This window comes from Streptomyces sp. NPDC055140 (assembly GCF_053607285.1).
The window spans coordinates 1-1,407 of the sequence record NZ_JBSGTG010000197.1; the positions used below are offsets into that span (position 1 = coordinate 1).

Sequence of the window (1,407 nt, forward strand, 5' to 3'; positions counted from 1 at the left end):
GGCAGTGGGTAGGCGAAATCGTCGACGACGTCGATCTGCTGGCCCGCCTCGAAGGACTCCATCAGTTCCTTGGCGATCCGGTCGATCTCGCCGCGCATGGCATCGACCCGGCCCGGGTTGTGCGGCGGGCCGAAGGGCCGCATGGCGAGGGTGCGCAGCCTGTGGTGCTCCGGGTCGTCGAGCCGCAGGAACGGCGGCTTGTGTGTCACTTCGCCACGGCTGCGGGGGTCGGCACTCATCCGCGGGTCGTGGAGCAGAGAGGCGATCTCATGGTAGGTGCCGACCAGGTAGCTGCCGTCTGCCTGCTGCACCACGGGACCGGCCTCGCGGAGTTCCGCGTACAGCGGGTAGGGGTTGGGGCGACTGGCGTAGTCGGTGATCCGTGCCAGCAAGGTCTCGGAGGGCATCGTGGCTCCTCGTGGTTGGGCGGGACGGGGGTCAGCGGGTGGGCTGCACCACCGTCAGCCGACGGTCGGGCAGGTGACCGGTGAGTGCCACGGTCGGGCCGTGCGACAGCCCACTCGGATCCGGCACGTCCGACGGAACCGCGATGTCGGCCGCGATCGCACGGTCCTGGGCGCCGGGCGGGGGCGGGAACGGAGCAGCAGTCTCGATCAGGTGCCGGTAGTAGTCGAGCGACTTGGCCATATCGACGGTGACGGCGGCGGTGACCCGTCCTTGGTAGCCGTAGACCATTGCCAGACGGCGCGCCTCCAGGGAGCCCTGGGCGATGACCACGTGGTCGGAGTAGGTGGGCACGCCCACCGATTTGATGTTGAGCCCGAACTGGGTCGACCAGAACGATGGGACGGCCAGGTGAGGGCGCTGCAGGGGCCCTGGATTGACCATGTTGTGGGCCGCCACCTTGGCCTGCTCGACTGCGTTGCCCCAGTGTTCCAGGGAGAGCATCTGGTAGCCGAACAGCGGGTGCGGGAAGCGGGAGACGTCGCCGGCCACGAAGACGTCGTCGGTGACGATCCCGTACATGTTGAAGGCGCGGCATCCGGCGTCGCAGGCGATCCCGCGCGGGCCTGCCGCAAGCCCGGACTCCGCCAGCCATTCGACGTTGCGGATCGCGCCCAGCGCCACGACGCACACGTCGGCGTCGACGCGGCTGCCGTCAGACAGCTCCGCACCGGTGAAGCTGCCGTTACCGCGCAAGGCGGTGACCGTCACCCCGGTGCGCAGGTCCACGCCGTGGTTGCGCTGCATGGCGGCCGCGAGCTTCGACAGGGTGCCGCCCAGCGCGCCCACCAGGGGTGCGGGGCCGCGTTCGGCGACCGTGACCTCCAGTCCCCGTTCCCGGCAGGCCGAGGCGATCTCCGAGCCCGTGAAGCCGCCGCCGATCACCAGCACGCGCTCTGGCCCGGCGGCCAGCCGCTCGGCCAGCCCTGCGCCGTCCTCGCG

Annotated in this window: 1 protein-coding gene and 1 pseudogene; both read right to left on the bottom strand. The window is 70.6% G+C overall.

Features of this window, described 5'->3' with window-relative positions; translation table 11 throughout:
• Window positions 1-407, bottom strand: a pseudogene (locus ACWFR4_RS48945) (cytochrome P450); the annotation flags it as partial.
• A 31-nt stretch (window positions 408-438) separates the two neighbouring features.
• Window positions 439-1,407: NAD(P)/FAD-dependent oxidoreductase (locus ACWFR4_RS48950; protein ID WP_453658477.1), on the bottom strand; the 969-nt coding region annotated here is incomplete at its 5' end.